This window comes from Vibrio sp. CB1-5, from assembly GCF_059412285.1.
On sequence record NZ_JBJHPB010000037.1, the window covers coordinates 24,791 to 42,463 of the forward strand.

Consider the following 17,673-nt stretch of genomic DNA (forward strand, 5'->3'; position numbering starts at 1 on the left):
AAATGTGGCCATGCAGTAAAAATGTGACCTACATCATAAAATGGTCGAGCATCCTAACACAAAGCGTATTCAGGTTCAGAAGTTTTTTGAGCGCTCAAGCTGTTGCTATGAGTGTGGTATGACATGGTTGAGGGGGTTCTGGAAGCTCGATAGTTACTGGTTGAATCGATTTATTCACTAGGACGAGTATTGCTGTCTTGTGACCTAAGCTCTTAGCTGCTCAAGAAAGCCTTGATAGTCGAGATAAGCTTTACGTACTCTGTCTGGAATTGGTTTTTCATAGACTCGAGCGTCATCAATTTTGGCCATCGACCAGCCTTGGAATATCGGTTCTTCATAACACTTTACAGCACCTTGATGAGGGCTAGTGAGCAGGGCATGGCGCAAGTTCTGCACATGATACCAAGGAGAACTTTTGCCTCTAAAATGGTTAAGGATTGGAAATTGGATCAGAAAAATTTCGCAGCACAATAGCTGAGCCATCAGGCAATCCACACTATTGCGCGCTTCCTCCGGGTAATAATGGACAACTTTATTAAGCTCACGGTTACATTCTTGGATAACGCTGGCCAAAATTACCTCTTTTTGATTACTGGGTACTCTCTTGGTACATAAACGGTAGAAGCACTGCATTTATGGGGTGGCGTTCCTTTAACTCGGGAAGTATCAAGAAACAAAGTCGAGTTACGTGTAACTATCAATAAAAATAAATGAGCTGCCTTTAAGTTCTTTCGCGTGATACATGGCTTTATCTGCGACTTCAATAGCAGAGCTACAATCCTTACTTCGCAGTCTTTGTATCGTTCCACCTATACTCACTTCGCATTGGAAGGTGATTCCATTCTGTAGTTGAAGAGAAATTGATAGTGCTTTGATAAGGTAATTAGCTATGCCCTGCAAATGATGGTCATCTTTGATACCTAAAAGCATAACCAAAAACTCATCCCCACCAAACCGAGCAACAATATCATCTTCCCTCGTATATCGTTTCAAACTATCAGCAACGTGTTTCAACACAAGGTCCCCACATGCATGGCCATATAAGTCATTAAATGATTTGAACTTATCAACATCAATATACAAAAATGCTGCCTTGCGACCGATGTTTTTTCTGAATAGAGACTCTAACTTTTGGTTGAAAAGTCGTCGATTAGCCAGCTTGGTTAATGGGTCTAGATTCATTTCTGCTAGCTTATTTTCCAGCTGTAGTCGTCGCTTAGAAATATCTCGTACGACCGCTACAATATACTCTCTCCCACTTTTCTCTACGTAAGTTACGTTTATCTCTATTGGAAAAATCGTACCATCTTTGCGTTTGTGATTGCTTTCAATACACATTGTTTTGGCTTGTTTTATGGTTGATGTATATTGTTGCCACGTAAAACTTTGTACAAAATCTGGTGCGCTATCTGGGATTTTTTCATCGATGTCATCATTAAAGTGTGGACTGATATCAGAGACTCTAAGCCTGAGGATTTCTTGCTTAGAGTACTGGAGCCGTTGATGCCCTTCATGGTTGCAACTAAGAATATGCCCAAACTCGGCGTCAACCACATATATGCCATCACCTGAGTAAAATAGCATTTCTTGCAGTACCTCATCGGCATGAAGTTGCCTTTCGGTCGAAAGGTTGATGATTTGATGTATAAAACCTATTACCTTACCTGAGTCGTCATAATTAGCTGTAATATATAGGTTAGCTACAATTAAATGGCCGGCTTTATCTATGTAACGAATTGATATGATTTGGGTGTTTTTGGGCTGTTTGTGAAGAGATTGGTGGGCAATCAACTGCCTTTGTATATCTTGTGGGTGAATAAGCGCTGTGTTGATACTGGAAAGTTCATCGTGAGTATAACCAAATAAGTGTGTAGCGGCACGGTTACTGTATTTTGTATTACCGTGGTCATCCATTATAAGCACGGCTACGGGAGAGGCTTCAAATACTTCTAACAATGCTTCCGGGTTGATTGCTGTATTGTCCAATAGAAACACCTTTAGTGACTCAAAAAGCTTCACTATTATAATAGGTCTTGAATTGAGAGAGTCAAAGTACACTCAATAAATTCTACAGCATCGCTCCTGTTAACTAAGGCCGTAAGCCTGAAGCATTTGAAAGTGGCAACTTGATCGGTATGAAGCGTTCGAGATACCGATCAAGTATGAGAATGCACTTTTGGGTAGCCCCTTGTGCGATAGTTGTTAGTTTCTTTTGCTAACTAAATCTGCATAACCGCCATGGGTCAAACAGGCCTCCATAACACGAATGACACTTCTACTTGTTTCATGGCCTAGGATGTCCGAGTGGTGGACATTGTTTTGCAACAATGATGAGAAGTGCTCGATTTCGTTAGCAAATCCGCCACCTTTGATTGGCATAGCGATTTGGGTCACTTCACCTTGGTAGGTAATGTCTATGGTCGAAGAACTCCACCATTTTTCGTGCATAACGATTTCTAGCTCTGGCCCTCGAATAATGGCATTTCGTGGCAGGTCGCGTGTAATTGAGGCGCAAATGCGGCCTTTCAATGGACCATCAAATGAAAAGGTAGCGTTCTCGTCGACTTTACTTTGTTCATTGTCTTGAACGTACTCGACTGTAGGTGTGTCAATCGCACAACCCGCAAGCCGACATAAATCCGCGTATAACCAAAGACCATAAACGCCGACATCTAACGTAGCGCCACCACAAAGCTTAGGGTTAAACAGATGCCAAGCACTGTCGTACTCGTGCCAGTTGCCAAATGACGCTTCAACTGAGGTAATTTCAACCTTATTGTCGAGGATAAACTGCTTCATTGCGCGATACGCCGGAAACGTCACGCTTTTCATCGCTTCAGCGAGCAGCAGACCATTGCTCTTCGCGAGCGCAGCCATCGCATCCCAGTCAGCTAAATTAGTGAGAGCGGGTTTTTCAACCAGCACATGTTTGCCGTTGTTTAGAAAAAGCTCTACTAGCTCTTTGTGAAATGGATGGATGGTCGCCACGTAGACAGCGTCAATATTGCTATCGCTGGCGAGCTCCATGTATGAGCCATAGCTTGTTTCGCAGCCATATTGTTTAGAAAACTCTTTGGCACGGCTGAGGTCTCTTGCTGAAACTGCAAAAAGCTCTGCGTTTTCAACGTGAACGGTTAGATCTTTTGCAAATCGATGGGCAATGTTGCCCAAGCCTGCGATGCCCCAGCGTATTTTTTTGGTCAAGTGATTCTCCTATGCACCTTCTCTGCAATAATAGGTGCTTTGTATGGCCTAATCCTATTTAAAATAATGAGTTTATTGGGTTATGCAAGTTTGATTACGTATTTAGATACTCGTTTGCCAATCTATTGCTGCCTCTTCATCACCAAGTTGAGCAACAGCAACAAGCTTACCGGGAATAGCGAGGCAAGCAGCATCCATGTCCAGCCTTGAGTAAAGAGCACGATCCCAGCGCCAAGCGAACCAGAGGCTTGAAAGGCTGTGATTGAAAAGTCGTTCACTGCTTGCACTTTAAAGCGCTCACTAGGTTTATAGGTTTGCGGCAATAGCGAGGTTCCACCAATAAACAGAAAGTTCCAGCCGACTCCTAGTGCAACCAATGCCCACCAATAATGATGAACAGAGTGGCCTAGCAAGGCTACCGCGATACAAGCGAGGAAGACCACACAGCCGAGAGTAATAAGCTTATAGACACCAATACGTTTAATGATAAGTGGGGTGATGAGTGAAGGGAGGTACATTGCCATAACATGACTTTGGATAACCCACTTGGCACTTTGAATATCGTGTCCATGTCCTGACATAGCCAGTGGGGTTGCCGTCATAAGAAAAGCCATGACTGCGTATGCTGTGAGACCAGAGCCTATCGCTAGCCACAGCATGGGCTGCTGAAATAGTATGGATAAGCTTCTAGCGTCCCCCGCTTCTGCTGTGTTCTCCTGAACATTGAGCGGCTTCATTGCTAAAGCAAGAATAGCAGCGCCAATCAGCTCTAAAATGCCAAGCGCAGCATAGGCGCGAGCATATTCAGCATCGAATAGAGTAATCGACTGACCTATATTCAGTAGCTCAGGCCCAACCCACGCCGCAGCGATGCCTCCGACTAAAACTAAGCTAATAACACTTGGGTGCTGAGCGGGACTTTCACAGCTTTCAATCGCGGCAAAACGATACTGGCCCACATACGCCAATTGAGTGCCAAGCAAGAATGCACTCGCGCAGAATCCCCAAAAACTGCCACCCTCAATGCTCCAAGCAGCACCAAGAGCACTGACACTACTTACGATAGCGGCTAAAACGAATGCACGTTTTCTGCCAAGCTTTTTTTGAATTCGAGCAGCAGGAAAAACATTCAGCGATACACCGACAATCAACGCCGTGACTGGCAAGGTGGCGAACGTAGGATCAGAATGAAGCTGCGCGCCGACAATCCCGCCTAAAAACACATTCAGTGCGCCAACAGACAAGACAAAAGGCTGCACTAGCGCGAGCAACCAGGCGTTCCATGGTAGTGATTTCATTATTTTTCTTATGTGGTGCTTTTGATGGTGTTAATGGTGACGGAATTTGACAGAAAAGCAATCTCACACTCTTTTGGTGTGCATCCTTTTGATTCAGTGATCGAACACGCTCTGCCAAATAGCCAACATTTCATCACCAAACAAATAAAAGGTCATCGTTAGTGATTGATACTCTTCTCTTTGGCAAACTTCGAGGGCAACTTGCGCCGCCTCTTGGGGTGGGTAGCCATAGATGCCACACGAGATAGCAGGCAAGGCAACACTCTTGCAGTCGTACTTTAGAGCCAGATCGAGTGATTGTTTGTATGCTGAGGCTAGCACCTTTTCGGGATGGGCGAACTTATCGTAAATTGGCCCCACGGTATGGATAACGTAGCGGGCCTTCAAGTTTCCTGCGCTAGTGATACGCGCATCGCCAAACGGACAGCGCTTGCCGTCCACTTCTTTCACTTCATAGCAAGCTTTTAACAGCTCAGGTCCCGCTGCGCGATGAATCGCACCATCAACACCTCCGCCTCCCAGCATTCTTGTATTGGCGGCGTTCACAACAGCATCGACGCTAGCCTTGGTTATGTCACCGTTGATTAAAAAGATGTTTTGCATAGTTAAAGCCCTTAACATGATAGGTCATGATGCATTCTAAGCTAAATAACGCAAAGGCGGATAACGGTGACTTGCCGTTTTTTAATTGGCTGAGGATTACTCCTCATACATTGAGTAGAACTTCTCCACTTCGCCTATGGTTTCCCAAGTCCCTTCAAAGCCAGCTGGGATAACAAATGCATCACCCTGCACGACGGTTTCGCTATGACCTGCCTGATCGGTAATAATGGCTTTACCTTTTATGATGTAACAGAATTCATCTTCACTGTAGCTGATATTCCACTTACCTTCTGTAGAGCCCCAAGTGCCACAGAAAAAGTTTTCTTTGCTGTTGGCGAATTGATTGTGAACTCGTTGCATAGGATTGCCTGAGAGGCATTTTTTCGGATCAGTGCTGGTGGCTTGTTGCTGGCTCAAATCTGGAGAGATTCGTCGGAGTGTTTTCTCTGTTGTCATAGTCATTCCATTTAGTGAGGGTGAGAAGTTACAACGCTCAGTGAGATCATTGAGGCGCTGTAGTACCACGCTACCGCATTAACATTAATTTAACAATGATTGTGTTTTACAACTTTTAGGGAACACAAGGTAGACCACTCCGTCGAGGCTACTCTGTGTTCCCAGTTATTGCGCCGCAGTGTCAAGTGCCGTTAATAGGCGCTACCTTCAATATAGGTTTTCAACCATTCATAGGCTTGTGAACCTATAGGATCGCCAATCGCCTGACCCGCTGGTATAGAGTCATAGAAATGCACCCCAGCCCAAAGGCGGCTGATACCACAATCATCGGAGAACTCATCCCATGTACTCCATCCCAAAACGGTGTGGGATTGTGGTGTCACACCAGGTTCGACGATGGATGTTCCCGGCTGCTTGTCCAACACAGCAAATTGAGGTGGTAGAAAACCGGGAACCCAAAAGCTTAGGTCGTTTGCCTCTTGCGGCGATAACCCCATTTCCTCATGCAAATATCGCTTAGTTGACGTGGCATGTGCTCGGCAGAAACTCGCACTGGCTGAAGGGTACTCGGGATGATTCGCCGATTGAAGATAAGGACGCCATTCATTGCCTTTTAGATTGCTGACGATGCCAAAGCCAGGACCACCCCAAGCACTAATAGCTTCTTCTCCATAGATATAGCCAATGGCGCTAAAGGGTCTGACGGCATCGTATTTTCTTTTGTTGTCCCAGATGGTAATTCCTGTATCAAATGCTGCTACGTTCACTAGAAAGTCGAGTTGAACAAACTGTTCAAGTGACAAGCCGTGATAAAAACTAGCTGCGAGAGTTGAGTAACCTAAGCTAATGATTTTATTGTCATAGAACTCAGATAGGAGTTTCTGCTCATCGGTTAAGTTGATTTGCGCCTCAATGACTTCATCCGCCTGATGCTGGTAAGGGGATTCCAGAGAACGAAACTGCGTAAGACTTACTAGGAAACGGCGCTTTTAGAGTTGGTGTTTGATAGCTAAATGGCGTGGTTTGACCAAACTGTGGCACAACGAACTGTTGTGAAAAAAACAGGCCATTTCCAGAGCTCAATGTATCTGGTTGCCATCGTCTTGGATTTTTCAGTGCTTCTGCCTTATTCCGTGGTTTATAGCCAGTGCAATCGGCGTAAGGTTTAGGAAAGTACTCATTACAATCGGTACCCAGTTGATTCATGCCATCAGTCTCCCGGGCCGCGACAATCGCTTGACCTGCCCTGTTCCCAACGCCGGCGGGTTGGTTGAGATCTAAAGTCTGATTTTGTGGATCCAGCCCAACCGAACTCAGCATCTGATCCCAGTCGTTGGCAAATTGCGGCATCAAACTCATCAATACTTCGTGACTCGCATACATAATGGCGATGTTTCGTTTGCTATTTCCATCTCCGGCATCAAGGCGGCCTAAGTTTGAGTGAACGCCTTGACTCTGTGTGCTATACGGCGCAATTGCATCGAACCAGGCCGCGGTGATTAAGGTTGTCGTACGAAGGACGATAGGAGCGTCACCAGGAGCAACCGTCGACAACAGATTGGGGACTGTAGCCTCGATGACCGTAGCGGGTGCACATATATTCGGAGCGCCTTCTGGGCACTCAAAGGCATACCCTATATTTGGCAGAGAGAATAGAATAGGTGGAAGGACTAGCCTTGAAAAATAGTTCCTAGCTTTCATGTTGTTATCCTTTTCTACATGTTTGTGTTTGGTATCAATAAGCTTCAAGCGGGTTGAAACTCATTGACATAACTCGATTTACATCGATTGACGTTGTTGTACCTATCACGGGAGTAGGTGATAAATAAATTAATAACAAGATGGTCAATAACGAGGATTTATTGCAAATATGGAAGCAGAATCACGGGTGTTGGCGGGGTAGGTGCATGTGAGATGTGTGTCCTCCAATGTGTGGAGGACACAATAGTGCGGTTTTGCTCTGGTACTATGCATACTTTTGGAGCAGTTTATCCTAATTTGAATTTAGTCTACTCAAACCAATCGAATAGAAACTTGCGAAACTTGCTAGGACACACACCAAAAAGTATGAAAATAGTATGATTTTGCTTAATTTGGCGGTCTGTCAACGGTGTTTCTAGCGATTGATTGCTAGAGTTCCTTCAGGCTAAACGGAGGATAAAACGTTGACAACGGCTCGAAAACAACTTGTTTCCATAGATGCAACGTCTTATTACCACTGCGTTTCTCGCTGTGTTCGTCGTAGTTTCCTATGTGGTGAGGACGCCTCAACCAACACGAGTTATGAACACCGACGTAAATGGATTGAACAAAAGATTTATACGCTTGCTCAAATTTACTGCATTGATATTTGTGCTTATGCCATCATGAGTAATCATTATCACTTGGTTCTAAATCTCAACAGGGAATCCGCCCAAGCACTTTCTCTTGATGATGTAGTTGAGCGTTGGGGCCGGGAGCATAAACTGCCAAGTCTAATTCAACGTTGGCAGACTCAGCAGCTCTCGTCTCACGCTGAGGAGGAGAAGTGTCTAGAAATAATAGAAACGTGGAGAGAAAGGCTGTGGAGCCTCAGTTGGTTCATGAAAGAGCTTAATTATGACATCGCCTGTAGAGCAAACCGAGAGGATAACTGTACAGGTCACTTTTGGGAAAGCCGATTCAAAAGCCAAGCGTTACTAGACGAAAAAGCATTGGCGGCCGCAATGGCTTACGTCGATCTAAACCCAGTACGAGCTGGTATAGCGACAACACCAGAAGATTCCGAATATACTTCCATACAGGTTAGAATTGACGCACTCAATCGAAATCTAGAAACAGCACCTTGTCTTCATCCTTTTGTGGGCAATCCAAGCAATCGTATGTTGGATGGTATCCCGTTTCGTTTAATTGACTACATTGAATTAGTAGATTGGACCGCACGTCAACTTCGGGATGGGAAAGCTTCCATGAATGACAAAACTCCACCAATATTGGGGCGTCTAAATATCAAGCAATTGAATTGGCTAAAAGTATGCACGCAGATGGAGAAGTCACGGGCAACCGCGCTCGGGGCGCCCATGTTGGCGGAACAGACGAAAACAGTGCTGAACAAGCAGAAGCTCTACATGTATCGTTTAGAGTAAGCTTAAAGTTTCGAGTCAATTTTTAAGTCAGTTCAAAGTACTACTCAGTGCTTGCTTTATGTGTGCCTGATAAACGTCTTTACTCTCATCCAGTTACCTCCTACACGTACTAACATACTCAAATTTGCCATGTTTTGTCTGAACGAGAGGGCTATCTGCTAATGCTTCAATTTTGAGTGCGTTAGATTTTTGAGGTGTGTGTCCTTATAAGGGCTTTATTGAGCACTAAGTCCGCCTGGTAAAGCAGGTGTACAGCTTTACAAAAAGACCCTTTAGCTTGACCCTCGATAATCTCGTCTTTATTTTCATCTCTAAGTTGAGCATTGCTAATAGCGAACCACTCAGCTGGTGGTGCTGAATCATGCATATTTCTTGGCTTCCTGATCTCGTATAAAGGAGTCGTTAGGTTAGAGAAAGCAGCAGGTGTCAGCTAAGGGCATTTCATAGAGTTGCAAACGCCGTCTAAAAAATAGCGTCTGAACGTTGACTAAAAGTGTTGAAGTGTGCTGAAGGCGCAGCGAAATGAGTCTAGTTTGGTTTTAAGTGCATCGAAGTTAGCTGATTTTAGACAAGACAGTAACGTTTTTCTTGTTTGACTAATTGTTTGACTAAAAACGGGGGGAATTTAATAGGGCTAGCGATCACTAACTTGCTAGCCCTTTAAAAATGGCGCTCCCGACAGGATTCGAACCTGTGACCTGCCCCTTAGGAGGGGGCCGCGCTATCCAGCTGTGCCACGGGAGCTTAGGGCTTATATTACTCAATAATATGAATAAGTTAAGCCCGATTTTTCACTATTAGTTCTGTTTGTGCATTACATCGCCAATCTGAATGCTGTTGGCTAACGTTGGCTGATCGACAGTCGCTTCAGCGTCACGCTCATAAACACGTGAGACGGTTAAGGTAATGTCGCTGCGGCTGACTTTGTTGCGTGGTAGGCCATTTTGGTCAATGAAGGAACCAGTGTGCCATAGACGTAGTTTATCGCCAGCTTGCACGCCATGTACGCGGCCAAGGTCGATGGTCACTTTGTTGCCGTAGGTGGCCACTACTTCAGGTAGCGTCATCTTGCAGGAAATCTCTGCTTCTAAGTCGAGCATGATGTTACGACTGACTCGCTGCATCATTTCTCCATAGGTTGATGTCCAGAAACGAGCGCTCTTGGTATCGACTTTACTGGTTTTCGCAAATGGCCATTGAGCAATTTCGCGATAGGTATGTTGGAAGATCTCGTGACCGGTTTTGCCGTCAAAGATGGCCATGTCCATGGCGAATTGGCGATTAATGCGATCGTCTTTTAGTAAGCCACCTGCTTCTATTGTTGCCGTAAGATCTCTAATCGCGCCAGTGACAATGTACTGCGCGCCGAGATCATCGGCGATCATCTTGATTCGTTCAGGTTGGCGTTTGTTGATTTCGTAGCGTGTAGTGCCGACAGAGACAAAGCTGTAAGAGCGTGCGGCAAGCTGCTTATCGATGACAGCGCTGTAATCTTCACCCAGCTTATAAATTTGTCCCATTACCGCTTGCTGCGGATCGACAATGTCGAACATGGCAACCCCAATGGTCTTTTTGTATTGCTCTTTATGGCAAGCCTTTGCCGTCGGGTAGATGTCGATACGCGCTTTTACCACCATTTGGTTGCCGCTTACGTATTTGTCGTCGATGACAATGTGGCGAACCTCGGAGTCGATGAACTGGTACTGCTCCTTATCGTCTTCTAGCATTGGTGCCAGTGTCGAAAGGCTACCGATGTCGGCGCCAGAGAAGTCGACCGCTTTGTATACGGCATCCTCTAGCGCGTAGATCCTTGCCGCCTTCTCAGAGGAGACAATGGTCGACGTACCTGTGACTTCATACCACTCGGCATAGGCATTATTGACACTGAATGTCAGTAATGCTGTTGAAATTAAAGAAGAAACGATTTTTTTCATACAACCTTTCCAAATACGGAACAATATTTGCTTACTATTTTCTAGCGAATATTGGAGCGGGCTTTCTTATTTAGGACAGAATGAGAAAAGCAAAGATTGTTCCAACCTGAATCAAGGTTGCCACAATCGACCCAATTAATAACTTTTGGAGAGTGTGAAATGAAAAAGTGGCTACTGATGGCATCAGTGTTAACGCTGACCGCTTGTGCCTACTCACCAATCTATAACGGTAAAGAGTCGTACTCGGGCAGCAAGTTTATGCTGATGGAGAGTCCTCGTCATACCATGGATTACTTTGTAGAGAGTTTAACGGAAGAGTTGGTGGCGTCGAACACCAGCGTGTCATCACGCACACCGGTTGCCGTGGCCTCTTTTGTCGATTTGCAGAATATGGATGCGACCAACTGGTTAGGTAACTCAGTGTCAGAAGGGTTTATTCATCAGTTGCAGCGTCGCGGTTTTAAAGTAGTGGACTTTAAAACGACCGGCTCTATTCAAGTGACAAGTCAGGGTGATTTTGCATTGAGTCGAGATTGGAAAGATCTTGCTCAAGAACAGCAAATTCAATTTGTCCTTACTGGCACCATGCTTCGTCAAGAGGGGGGGGTGTTGGTGAATGCTCGCGTGATTGGTATGCAGTCGAGGGTTGTTGTTGCATCGGCACAAGGCTTCTTGCCAGCGGATCGAATTGGCCGTGACCTAGATACGCTCAACCAAATGCGTACGGAAGATGGCGTGTTGATTCGCTCAGACCCAACCATGACAACACCGACTACCGTGATTTTACGCCCATAGGAAATGAAGATGAGAGTAATTTTTGCCGCCTTAATCGCGATGGTCATGATTGGTTGTACTCCAATTGGCGCGATGGATCAGAACACATTGACCGCGGTGGGCTATGCCAGCATCAGTGAGCAGACTGGTCGTAATGATGAAGAGAAGCAAGTTCGCGCAATGCGCGCTTCAAAGATTGATGCGTATCGTGAACTGGCAGAGCAAGTCTATGGCCTGCGCGTCTCAGCAAGAGCGGATCTTCAAGATCAGCGCCTAGGTGTCGAGTCGACGACGGGTGCAGTGGATGGCGTTATCCGAGGCGCAGAAGTTGTACGTAGTTACAAAGTGGGCGATAGCTACGTCACCGAGCTAATACTGGATATTGAAAAAATGGACAGGTTGCGTGATTACGGTGAAATTCGCCGCGTTCCAGAGAAGAAGCGTCAAACCTTATTCTAATATAGAGGCTTTGCTCAAGGCAGTTGGAATATAACAGGGCGGCAATGTAAACCATTGCCGCCCTGTTTGTTTATGAGTTAAGCCATCGCAATTTGCATAGGGGCGCCAAAAAACAACATGTCTGATATGCCAAGCTTGTCGGTGAACTGTATGCCAACCCGAAGCTGACGGGTGCCTAGGATCTGACTACCAAACACCACTTGGCCAGTGTACCTTTTGTTACCGACCTTCACCTCGACACGTTCGCCGACCATTAGCATTTTTCGACATTCCACGCCGATACCGCCTTTGGATATATCGATAATGTTCATAGCGGTATAGCCTGAAAATAGGCCCATTTTCCTGATAGAGCCTTTTGCGTAACGCATAGCAAAGCGAGGGTGTTCCCTAAGCTCACTCGAGGTATTTTTAGTAAGCGCTTTCATTTTGTAATCCCACTTCCATGTATTGTGGTAAATAGTGACTTTATAAAATCATGGTGATATCGACAACATTAGCAATAGGCTTTGTCGACTGGCTAGTATTGAGATTCAGTTTTGTGATCCAATGGAATTAAGTGGCTTAAGTATCTAATTAAAAGAAAAATATATGGGATTGTGTAAGGTATCAATACGGCGCTAATAAGGAGTGGGAAAGGTTGTTTTTCATCTCAATCTAGTCACTATAGGTGTGATTGAAAACACGGTTTCACGATCCGTTTTTGTTGATTACGGGCAATTTGCAAGAAGCTAAGATACCCTACATCTAGTAAGCGCTTTCTTTCAGGGAGGGAAGTATAGTGCATTGGCGGCGTATTATTAGAAGGGAGAATGGCTATGCAGTGCTGGCCGTTCTAAGTTTGAGCTTTCTGGCGTGGTATCACTGGGGAATGAACATCACCCAGCATATTGAACTTGATGTTCCTGGAGTCTCAATGATGAATGATGCCATCAACGGAGGTAACTCCCTTGGACATTTTGTTCAGCGTGATAGCACCTTGAGTTTTTCGTGTCAGACTCGCCGTTCCAATACGTTTCCTTTTTGTAGTGTGGTGATCCCAACGTCTCCACGAGCACTGCAAGGGCTGGATTTGCGGCGTTTTCACTCTGTGCAAATCAAGCTGTCTTATTCAGAAGCCTCCGATCTTCAGGACTCGGTATTGGTTTATTTGCTCAATGCCGAGCATGATGCGATATCAACCGCGACCATTTCTAGAGCCAATTTGCAAACCATTATTCCGGTTAATCAGCCTACTTATTCTTACTCGCTACCGATTGCCAACTTCTACGTGCCTTCATGGTGGTCATTTTTGCACGCCAAAATCTCTGACCACTCGGCGCGGCTTGACAATGTCACTGACATTCAAATTGCGACTGGCGACAGTCACGCCAGAAAAAACACCACGATAACGGTGCGCTCTGTAGAGTTTGTCGGCAAATGGTTGACGCTATTTGAAGTGCAGTTTTTGCTGGTCGCAGCATGGGTGCTTGCTGTCACTGCTGATGTGTTAGCGCGTCTTGTTGCGCTTAAACGCTCGCTTCAGGTAAACCAAAGTAGGGCGTCACTTCTGGACATGAGTTTAACCCATGCCAATAGAGAGCGGGACAAGTATAGAAAACTGGCCTCGCTAGATAAACTTACAGGTCTCTACAACCGCCAAGGTATTCAGGAGCGTTACTTACAGCAACTGGATAATAAAGAGACACTGTTTTTGATTATGTTGGACATCGATAACTTCAAACGCATTAACGATACCTATGGACACAACGAAGGGGACGCTATATTGGTGAATCTTGCTACCACGTTGAGGGCGCATTTACGAGAGGATGCGGTGATTGGACGCTGGGGTGGGGAAGAGTTTGTAGTGATCTGCAGTGCTAAAAACCACACTGTTGCCGCTCGGATTGCTGAGCGTATTCGAAAGTCGATTGCCGACAGCCAGTTAAGCCTTTATTTGCGCGTGACGTGCTCGGTGGGGGTGACGAATGTCGATAGGAGAGCCACATTGCAAGACAATCTTGAGCGAGCAGACAAAGCCTTATATCAGTCCAAACAAGATGGAAAAAATCGAGTGTCGACGGGTTTTTATTTGGCCGCAGAGCCAATGCCTCATGGAGGATAAAGAATCAGTCTAAGAGGTTGCTTTAAGCTCTATGCTTTTAGATTGGTACCAAGTGTCGATAAGGTATGCGTTTGCCCGCCAGCGTTATAGGTCATCCCTATTTTGCCGTGGCTTTGCTGCATTAGGTTGTTGAGTTTATTAAAGCTTAGCTGGGCCCGCTGCAAGCTTTGGCCGTTAATATCGTTAAGCTGTTGGCAGTCGAGTACGATTGACTTAATGTCTGCCACTTTTTGGGCTAGTGGTGCTTCATCGGTGAGACGGTGAACATCTTGGTGTTCACTTAAACGTTTGTCGGTCTGCTGTAATTGGCCGACCAGCGTCATCTTTTCTTTTGCTATACGTTCAATCTCGCTGGATTCACGCGACGCGATGGCTTTGGTCTCTTCCGAAAGAAGAAGAGACAGGGCTTTTGCGTTTTTGAGTTGGTAGTCAATCAAATCAACAAGTGCTGCCATTACCTATACCTAAACTTAGTGAGTCTGCGGATGTGATTATCGTAGTCCGCCAAGTTCGTCTTCAAACTTCATCATGTTGTCAGCCAGCTTTTCTGCATCGACAGTATAAGAACCGTTTGCAATAGCGTCTTTAATTGCAGCGACTTTTGCCGAGTCGAAGCTAGGTTGGCTCGCCATCTGCTGATGCATTTGACCAATGGCTTTGCCGCCTTGGCTTAATGTTACCGCATCTTGCCTTGCTGAAGGTTGACCAACTTGAGTTGACACGCTTTCTTTGCTGGCGTCCGAACGAGCAGGTGCGCGACTTGTCGTCGTTAGCGTCTGTCCAGATCGAATGTTATCAATGCCTGCCATAGTTTCGCCTTATTAAATTGCTCAATTTTGCGTTGGTTGTGACTACCTATTGTAGCCCTGAATATCACACAATGTATTTGTGTATACCGTCCATATCGACGAGTAAATCAAAATCTTTAGAAAAAAATCAGAAATTAACGGTAATTTCTGCAACACCGGTGACAATTCCCTCAATTATACGCTGAGACTTATCATTTTTCACTCTTACTTGATCACCGTTAGCGCCATCGGACAATGCGGTGCCTTTGGTGGAGATGGTCATCTCGCCTTTTACAGCACGTATCACGACTTTTTCGTTGCGACAAACTACGCAGACATCGTTGCGCTCGATAACGTCACCAAGCTTCACATTGCGTTTCAGTTTAGCACCAACGACATTGTTCATGTCGCTAAAACCGCCACGTCGTGCGCGGTTCTTGTCCACCATGGTCATGGTCACATCGTGAGCTTCCACCAAACTGCCGCGAGAGAGTGGTCTTGTTACTGTCACTAGTGGCATCGAAATGGACATTCTAACCGGCACGTAGATACGCCAGTTATCTTCTGGGCATTCCACCAAAACAGTCACATTGCTACTGGTATTTCTCGTTGTCGACGACGAGGTTTCGAGTGGTGAGGGGCAATCAGTTGCATGGATGCGACTGTCGATCCGGCCAGGGGTTGCCACGATTTCACCGCCAAGTGGTTGCTCAATGGTCTCTAAAACATGAGCTTGGGCAGCCTTTTGAATGTTTTCTATTTGCTCAGGCGTTGCTGCGTGCGTTAATACGCTAAAGAATATCGCGTGCCAGACGATAAAGAGGCAAAGCCAGTGACACTTTTGCCCAAAAGTGCGGCTGGAAGTATGCAAAAAAGATGTCTTATAATACAGCATTCTGTTTCTCGGATTCTCTGAGGCCGAGATAGACTATCACTTTTTTAGCTTAAAAGTTTGAGATGGAGATGAACTTATGACCGGTATCTTGGATTCGGTGAATCAACGAACGCAGCTAGTAGGTCAAAACCGACTAGAGTTGTTGACCTTTCGTTTGATGGGCCGCCAGCGTTACGGCATTAACGTGTTCAAAGTTAAAGAAGTGCTGCAGTGTCCAAAGCTCACCCGTATGCCCAACCTCAATCCGTTAGTCAAAGGGGTGGCGCACATCCGTGGTCAGACTATTTCAGTGATTGATTTGAGCTTAGCAGTAGGTGGTAGACCCACCACCGATATTGAAAATTGCTTTGTGGTCATTTCCGAGTTTAACCGAAGTGTTCAAGGCTTTTTGGTCAGCTCTGTTGAACGCATTATCAACATGCACTGGGAGTCGATATTGCCGCCACCAGAAGGCGCGGGCAAAGAAAACTACCTGACCGCCGTTACCAATATTGATAATGAGCTGGTTGAAATTCTCGATGTAGAAAAGATCCTTGCGGAGATTTCACCGGTGCGTGAGGAAATGGATCATCGCATTGTTGAAGAAATTGCCGTGGCAGAGCAGAAAAAGCAGAAGCCAATGGTTAAACGCATTATGATTGCCGATGACTCGGCTGTTGCAAGAAAACAGGTACAACGAGCTATTGAGTCTATTGGCTTTGAAGCCATTTTGGTTAAAGATGGTAAAGAAGCGTACAACAAGCTGGTGGAAATGGCCGCTGAAGGTAACATTCACGACCAAATCTCGCTGCTTATCTCTGATATTGAGATGCCAGAGATGGACGGCTACACGTTAACGGCAGAGGTTCGCCGTCACGCTGAGCTGAAAGATTTGCACATTATCCTTCACACCTCTCTGAGTGGTGTATTTAACCAAGCGATGGTTGAGCGAGTGGGCGCCAATGAGTTTATCGCCAAGTTCAACCCAGAAGAGCTTGGAGGCGCTGTAAAAGCGGCAGTCATCGCTGACTAAAAGTAAGAAAACAATGAGAGCTTGTCGGCTGTGTAGCGTGCAGCCGTAAAAAGCAAGCCTTTAGTAAAGTAGTATAGAGAATTGAATGACAGCGATAACCATTAGCGATCAAGAGTATCGTGAATTTAGCCGCTTTTTGGAATCCCAATGCGGCATTGTGCTTGGTGATAGCAAGCAATATTTAGTGCGTAGCCGTTTGAGCCCATTGGTATCAAAGTTTGGTTTAGGCACTTTGTCACAGCTGTTAAAAGAGGTCGTCATTGGCCGTAACCGCGAGTTGCGCATTGCCGCAGTAGATGCCATGACCACTAACGAGACCCTATGGTTTCGCGATGGTTACCCGTTTACGGTGCTGGCTGATAAGCTCCTACCTGAAGCGGCGGCAAACAAAAGACCAATAAAAATTTGGTCAGCGGCAAGCTCATCAGGCCAAGAGCCGTATTCGATGGCCATGACCATTTTAGAAACGCAAACCAAAAAGCCTGGTTTATTGCCAAATGTGTCGATTACTGCCACAGATATATCGAGCACCATGCTCGACATGTGCCGAGTCGGTGAATATGACAATCTAGCTCTCGGGCGCGGTTTGTCGCCGGAGCGTCGCCGGGTGTTTTTTGAAGATGCTGGTAACGGCAAGATGAAAGTCAAAGACAACGTTAAACGTTTGGTCAACTTTAGGCCGCAGAACCTAATGGACTCATACGCGTTGCTGGGTAAGTTTGATATTATTTTCTGTCGTAACGTGTTGATTTACTTCTCGCCAGACATGAAGGCCAAAGTACTTAACCAAATGGCACGTAGCCTAAACCCTGGTGGCTATCTGCTGCTTGGTGCATCAGAGTCGCTGACGGGTTTGACTGACCAATTTGAAATGGTGCGCTGCAATCCGGGCATTATTTATAAGCTCAAATCCTAATAATTTGTGTTAATGGTTATCCCTTCATAAAGCCTTGGTGTATCACCAAGGCTTTTTTTGTTTGCCCAGCGAAGCTGGCAAACCCGTCAGGTTGAAAGAAACCTGAAT

19 protein-coding genes and 1 tRNA gene are annotated in these 17,673 nt (G+C 45.7%); 6 read left to right on the forward strand and 14 right to left on the reverse strand.

Annotated features, from left to right (window positions below; all coding sequences use genetic code 11):
• Positions 1-204: 204 nt before the first annotated feature.
• From ACJB0T_RS19885 to ACJB0T_RS19920, 8 genes are all read right to left on the reverse strand, one after another.
• Positions 205-573: a hypothetical protein gene (locus tag ACJB0T_RS19885; RefSeq protein ID WP_479290915.1), complete on the reverse strand. Its 369-nt coding sequence runs from the start codon at positions 571-573 to the stop codon at positions 205-207.
• Positions 574-684: 111 nt separating this feature from the next.
• A complete protein-coding gene (locus ACJB0T_RS19890; protein WP_479290913.1) occupies positions 685-1,986 on the reverse strand; it encodes a sensor domain-containing diguanylate cyclase in 1,302 nt (433 codons plus the stop codon).
• Between the two features lie 216 nt (positions 1,987-2,202).
• Complete coding sequence (locus tag ACJB0T_RS19895; protein ID WP_479290910.1) at positions 2,203-3,204, reverse strand: Gfo/Idh/MocA family protein; 1,002 nt, start codon at positions 3,202-3,204, stop codon at positions 2,203-2,205.
• Between the two features lie 122 nt (positions 3,205-3,326).
• Positions 3,327-4,502 carry an MFS transporter gene (locus ACJB0T_RS19900; RefSeq protein WP_479290908.1) on the reverse strand — a complete coding sequence of 392 codons (1,176 nt, stop codon included), beginning with the start codon at positions 4,500-4,502 and terminating at the stop codon, positions 3,327-3,329.
• A gap of 93 nt (positions 4,503-4,595) precedes the next feature.
• Entirely contained in the window at positions 4,596-5,105 is a 510-nt protein-coding gene (locus tag ACJB0T_RS19905; RefSeq protein ID WP_479290906.1) for an O-acetyl-ADP-ribose deacetylase, read from the reverse strand.
• A 96-nt stretch (positions 5,106-5,201) separates the two neighbouring features.
• Positions 5,202-5,561, reverse strand: a complete 360-nt coding sequence (locus tag ACJB0T_RS19910; protein ID WP_479290904.1) for a cupin domain-containing protein — start codon at positions 5,559-5,561, stop codon at positions 5,202-5,204.
• A 191-nt stretch (positions 5,562-5,752) separates the two neighbouring features.
• Entirely contained in the window at positions 5,753-6,328 is a 576-nt protein-coding gene (locus ACJB0T_RS19915) for a phosphatase PAP2 family protein (RefSeq protein WP_479290902.1), read from the reverse strand.
• Between the two features lie 151 nt (positions 6,329-6,479).
• Positions 6,480-7,262 (reverse strand): DUF6851 domain-containing protein, encoded by a 783-nt coding sequence (locus ACJB0T_RS19920; protein WP_479290900.1) that lies wholly within the window; start codon positions 7,260-7,262, stop codon positions 6,480-6,482.
• Positions 7,263-7,726: 464 nt separating this feature from the next.
• Here ACJB0T_RS19920 and ACJB0T_RS19925 point away from each other — a divergent pair, with 464 nt between their 5' ends.
• Entirely contained in the window at positions 7,727-8,686 is a 960-nt protein-coding gene (locus ACJB0T_RS19925; protein WP_479290898.1) for a transposase, read from the forward strand.
• 667 nt (positions 8,687-9,353) lie between these two features.
• On the opposite strand, the gene ACJB0T_RS19930 is transcribed toward ACJB0T_RS19925, so the two are convergent.
• A tRNA-Arg gene (locus tag ACJB0T_RS19930) sits at positions 9,354-9,430 on the reverse strand.
• Positions 9,431-9,483: 53 nt separating this feature from the next.
• Complete coding sequence (locus ACJB0T_RS19935; protein ID WP_479290896.1) at positions 9,484-10,620, reverse strand: flagellar assembly protein FlgT; 1,137 nt, start codon at positions 10,618-10,620, stop codon at positions 9,484-9,486.
• A 159-nt stretch (positions 10,621-10,779) separates the two neighbouring features.
• Here ACJB0T_RS19935 and ACJB0T_RS19940 point away from each other — a divergent pair, with 159 nt between their 5' ends.
• Entirely contained in the window at positions 10,780-11,415 is a 636-nt protein-coding gene (locus ACJB0T_RS19940) for a FlgO family outer membrane protein (protein WP_479290894.1), read from the forward strand.
• A gap of 9 nt (positions 11,416-11,424) precedes the next feature.
• Positions 11,425-11,853, forward strand: a complete 429-nt coding sequence (locus tag ACJB0T_RS19945; RefSeq protein WP_338165006.1) for an LPP20 family lipoprotein — start codon at positions 11,425-11,427, stop codon at positions 11,851-11,853.
• Positions 11,854-11,930: 77 nt separating this feature from the next.
• On the opposite strand, the gene ACJB0T_RS19950 is transcribed toward ACJB0T_RS19945, so the two are convergent.
• Entirely contained in the window at positions 11,931-12,278 is a 348-nt protein-coding gene (locus ACJB0T_RS19950) for a PilZ domain-containing protein (protein WP_479290892.1), read from the reverse strand.
• Between the two features lie 353 nt (positions 12,279-12,631).
• On the opposite strand from ACJB0T_RS19950, the gene ACJB0T_RS19955 reads away from it, so the two are divergent.
• On the forward strand, positions 12,632-13,954 hold the full coding sequence (locus tag ACJB0T_RS19955; RefSeq protein ID WP_479290890.1) for a GGDEF domain-containing protein: 1,323 nt from the start codon (positions 12,632-12,634) through the stop codon (positions 13,952-13,954).
• 29 nt (positions 13,955-13,983) lie between these two features.
• On the opposite strand, the gene ACJB0T_RS19960 is transcribed toward ACJB0T_RS19955, so the two are convergent.
• The 3 genes from ACJB0T_RS19960 to flgA all read right to left on the reverse strand — a co-directional run bounded on the left by ACJB0T_RS19960 (position 13,984) and on the right by flgA (position 15,637).
• Complete coding sequence (locus ACJB0T_RS19960) at positions 13,984-14,409, reverse strand: flagella synthesis protein FlgN (protein ID WP_479290888.1); 426 nt, start codon at positions 14,407-14,409, stop codon at positions 13,984-13,986.
• Between the two features lie 36 nt (positions 14,410-14,445).
• On the reverse strand, positions 14,446-14,763 hold the full coding sequence (gene flgM, locus ACJB0T_RS19965; RefSeq protein WP_479290886.1) for a flagellar biosynthesis anti-sigma factor FlgM: 318 nt from the start codon (positions 14,761-14,763) through the stop codon (positions 14,446-14,448).
• Between the two features lie 127 nt (positions 14,764-14,890).
• Complete coding sequence (flgA, locus tag ACJB0T_RS19970; protein WP_479290884.1) at positions 14,891-15,637, reverse strand: flagellar basal body P-ring formation chaperone FlgA; 747 nt, start codon at positions 15,635-15,637, stop codon at positions 14,891-14,893.
• A gap of 76 nt (positions 15,638-15,713) precedes the next feature.
• Between flgA and ACJB0T_RS19975 the strand changes: the two genes are divergently transcribed.
• Positions 15,714-16,649: a chemotaxis protein CheV gene (locus ACJB0T_RS19975; RefSeq protein WP_042496983.1), complete on the forward strand. Its 936-nt coding sequence runs from the start codon at positions 15,714-15,716 to the stop codon at positions 16,647-16,649.
• 85 nt (positions 16,650-16,734) lie between these two features.
• Positions 16,735-17,565: a CheR family methyltransferase gene (locus tag ACJB0T_RS19980; RefSeq protein ID WP_479290883.1), complete on the forward strand. Its 831-nt coding sequence runs from the start codon at positions 16,735-16,737 to the stop codon at positions 17,563-17,565.
• Positions 17,566-17,673 lie beyond the last annotated feature (108 nt).

Coding starts and splice junctions, on each gene's coding strand:
- ACJB0T_RS19900 (WP_479290908.1), bottom strand. CDS start 4,502: ATGAAATCACTACCATGGAACGCCTGGTTGCTCGCGCTAGTGCAGCCT.
- ACJB0T_RS19905 (WP_479290906.1), bottom strand. CDS start 5,105: ATGCAAAACATCTTTTTAATCAACGGTGACATAACCAAGGCTAGCGTC.
- ACJB0T_RS19910 (WP_479290904.1), bottom strand. CDS start 5,561: ATGACAACAGAGAAAACACTCCGACGAATCTCTCCAGATTTGAGCCAG.
- ACJB0T_RS19920 (WP_479290900.1), bottom strand. CDS start 7,262: ATGAAAGCTAGGAACTATTTTTCAAGGCTAGTCCTTCCACCTATTCTA.
- ACJB0T_RS19935 (WP_479290896.1), bottom strand. CDS start 10,620: ATGAAAAAAATCGTTTCTTCTTTAATTTCAACAGCATTACTGACATTC.
- ACJB0T_RS19940 (WP_479290894.1), top strand. CDS start 10,780: ATGAAAAAGTGGCTACTGATGGCATCAGTGTTAACGCTGACCGCTTGT.
- ACJB0T_RS19945 (WP_338165006.1), top strand. CDS start 11,425: ATGAGAGTAATTTTTGCCGCCTTAATCGCGATGGTCATGATTGGTTGT.
- ACJB0T_RS19950 (WP_479290892.1), bottom strand. CDS start 12,278: ATGAAAGCGCTTACTAAAAATACCTCGAGTGAGCTTAGGGAACACCCT.
- ACJB0T_RS19960 (WP_479290888.1), bottom strand. CDS start 14,409: ATGGCAGCACTTGTTGATTTGATTGACTACCAACTCAAAAACGCAAAA.
- flgM (WP_479290886.1), bottom strand. CDS start 14,763: ATGGCAGGCATTGATAACATTCGATCTGGACAGACGCTAACGACGACA.
- flgA (WP_479290884.1), bottom strand. CDS start 15,637: ATGCTGTATTATAAGACATCTTTTTTGCATACTTCCAGCCGCACTTTT.
- ACJB0T_RS19975 (WP_042496983.1), top strand. CDS start 15,714: ATGACCGGTATCTTGGATTCGGTGAATCAACGAACGCAGCTAGTAGGT.
- ACJB0T_RS19980 (WP_479290883.1), top strand. CDS start 16,735: ATGACAGCGATAACCATTAGCGATCAAGAGTATCGTGAATTTAGCCGC.